Here is a 2,840-nt window from a genome sequence, read left to right on the forward strand (position 1 = left end):
CAAACCATAGCAGGCGTTAAGACATTTAATGCAGCGCCTGTGTGTAGTGCTAATCCCACAGAAGATGCACAATTGGCAAGAAAATGGTATGTGGATTATGGCGGCGGAATTAAGAACTTAGGAAATCAAACAGCACCAAAAATAGATTTAAGACAAGCTCAGCATTTTATCTTAACAATGACAGCCAGAGGAGCTATTGGTATAGCAAATTGGGGTGGAGCAGGTAAAAGTGGAACTATCACTGTCAATAATGCTCAAAATATCACTGCTTTTTCGGCACCTTTTAAATTTAGAGTAGCTCAAAGTGGATTTAGTGGCACTGAAACTTTTGCTTATTTTTGCATAGCTTCGAATAATGTAATATTAGTAAGGACTTAACATGAGTTTAATACTTGGAGCATCACCACTAATTATAAAAGAAAATAAAGAGTACAGCAACATGAAAACAATTAATGCCTCAATTGGACATGAAATACAGCCTATCAATGGTATTAATTTTTTTAAAATCAAATTAACATTAACTCAAAGCTGGTCACACAAAAATGATTATATTAGTATTTTTTTGAGAAATAAGAGGAATAACACAAATATTCATACTTTTTATGGGGGCCTTTCTGGTAATGCAGGGAATGTATATGAATTTGAAATAAGTTCTTCAGATATTTTATTGATTTTAAGTTCATCTAAAAATGGATACTTAGATAACTCATTTAAATTTAAAATTACTCAATACTTTAATTAAAGCAAAAGGAAAAGATATGTTTTATGATTTAAAAAATAAAAGTTTAAAATATGATGATATTTTTTTAAAAGATGTAAAAATACAAAACGAAGAAGGTGAAATTGATGCACAGGATACTTATTTCTTAAGTGCTTGCGATGATGGGCTTTTAAAAGAGCTCGGTTTTGCTAAAGTTCAAGAAGAAGAAGCGCCAAGCTTTAATGAAAAAACACAGATGCTTAACCAAGTTCAAAATTACGATGAAAAAAGTAATCTTTATATTATTTCTTACGAGATTAAAGAAAAAACCTTAGAAGAGTTAAAAGAATTAAAATTAGAAGAGTTAAAAGCAATAAAAGAAGAAAAGCTTTTATTTATGCCTTTTAAAAATACTACATTTCAAATTGATACTGAAGCAAAAATTAATATCAGCGGAAAAGTTAGCGAGATAATGTTAGCAAATCTTAATAATACTCCTTTGGAAAATATTGCTTGGATTGATAAAGATAACAGAATCATCACATTTAGCAAAGATGAATTTTTGGAATTTGGGGTTAATATCGCTAAATATACGGAAAGTATTATTTTTAAAAATGATGAACTAAGAAATAAAGTGAAAAATGCCACATCTTTAGAAGAATTAAATTTAATTGCATGGGAGAGTGAATGAGTACTGAAAATATAATAAAAGAAGGTGCTATACTTGGCTCTTTAAGCGGATCAGCATTGTTAGGATTGATGGTTTTTGTCTTAGCTGGGATTGCATGGCATTTATATAAAACTTTACATAAAGAAGCTGGGGAAAAAACAAAGGAACTTATAAGTGAAACCAAAAATACTAATGTTCTTATTAGAGAACAAATTGCAGTATCTAAAGCAAGCAATGATAGCTTAATCAAATTTATACAAACGCATTGCTCTAAAACTAACGATAAGCTAGAAGCTATAGAAACAGATCTTATGCGAATGGATGAAAGGCTTGTTAAGCTTACTCAAATAAGAAATGATGAGTTAAGAATGATTTATAAAAGAAAGGAAAACGAATGAAAATTGCATTTTATAAAGTTAAAGAAAATGACAAATCTACTTTTCTTGATAAAGCAATAGCTTTTTTTACTTCATCTTGGAAAGAAAGATTAAATGGAGATTTTTTAAATTCCTATTCTCACTGTGAAATAATCTTAGACAATTTAATGATTAGCTCAAGTCCTAGAGATAAAGGAGTAAGAATAAAAGAATTTAAAGACAGTGGCAGATGGGATTTTATAGAAATCAATGATATAAATGAGACAAAAATAAAAGAATTTCTTTACTCTCAAATAGGAAAAAAATATGATTTTTTAGGAATTTTGGGCTTTTTCACATTCACAAAAGATAGTGAAGACAAATGGTTTTGTTCTGAAATCATAATAAGAGCGTTGCAAATAGGTGGTTTGGTTAAGCTAGGAGATATGAATGCAGGAAGTTCAAGTCCTAATAAATTATATAAAAAACTAAAGGATACAAATGAAAATTAAAATCATTAGAAGATACACTGGAAAAACTTGTGTCATAGGCAAATTTAAAGTTTTTGATGATGATGATAAATTGTTACTTGAATGCTTTTCTTTAGAAGAGGATAAAGAAGGAGTTGAAAGAAACAAGGATTTGAGAATACCAGAAGGCATTTACGATTTAAAAAGGCATTCTCCTTCAAGATTTGAAAACACTTTAAGAAGTATCACAAAAAAAGATGATGATACAATGATAAATGTTTATAATGATGAAGTTCCAGCAAGTCGTGCAATTTTAATACACTGGGGCAATACAGACAAAGACACACAAGGTTGTATCTTGCTGGGGATTACTAAAGATAATAATAATGAAAGTGTCGGTCAAAGCAGACAAGCTTGTAAAGAATTTTATGATTTGGTGTATGGTAAAAATCTTGAAGACATTAAATTAGAAATAACAAATGAGTTAGCATAGAAAGGAGAAAGAAATTTAAGTAGGTTACCAAATAATCCCCTAAAAGGGGACAAGACTAATAAGCCTTGACAATAATTATACATAAGAGTATAATTATAACGATTATTTGGTGATATGTAATCATAAAAATCACCCACTTTCACGGGTAAAA

General features: G+C 29.4%; 5 protein-coding genes and 1 pseudogene. All 6 read left to right on the forward strand.

The genetic code is table 11. The annotated features are described in order from the left end of the window. Positions 1-378: pseudogene (locus CCO88_RS10430) on the forward strand (hypothetical protein); the annotation flags it as partial. 1 nt (position 379) lies between these two features. Continuing rightward, a complete protein-coding gene (locus tag CCO88_RS00830; protein ID WP_002839038.1) occupies positions 380-742 on the forward strand; it encodes a hypothetical protein in 363 nt (120 codons plus the stop codon). A 16-nt stretch (positions 743-758) separates the two neighbouring features. After that, positions 759-1,391, forward strand: coding sequence for a DUF4376 domain-containing protein (locus tag CCO88_RS00835; RefSeq protein ID WP_002839040.1), 633 nt, complete (start codon positions 759-761; stop codon positions 1,389-1,391). Next, a complete protein-coding gene (locus tag CCO88_RS00840) occupies positions 1,388-1,768 on the forward strand; it encodes a hypothetical protein (protein ID WP_002785085.1) in 381 nt (126 codons plus the stop codon). The genes CCO88_RS00835 and CCO88_RS00840 overlap by 4 nt, the downstream gene beginning before the upstream one ends. Next, entirely contained in the window at positions 1,765-2,238 is a 474-nt protein-coding gene (locus tag CCO88_RS00845) for a hypothetical protein (RefSeq protein ID WP_002818612.1), read from the forward strand. The genes CCO88_RS00840 and CCO88_RS00845 overlap by 4 nt, the downstream gene beginning before the upstream one ends. Further along, entirely contained in the window at positions 2,228-2,689 is a 462-nt protein-coding gene (locus CCO88_RS00850) for a DUF5675 family protein (protein WP_002839041.1), read from the forward strand. The genes CCO88_RS00845 and CCO88_RS00850 overlap by 11 nt, the downstream gene beginning before the upstream one ends. Positions 2,690-2,840 lie beyond the last annotated feature (151 nt).

The organism is Campylobacter coli LMG 9860, assembly GCF_000254135.1.
In the GTDB taxonomy this organism is placed as follows: domain Bacteria; phylum Campylobacterota; class Campylobacteria; order Campylobacterales; family Campylobacteraceae; genus Campylobacter_D; species Campylobacter_D coli.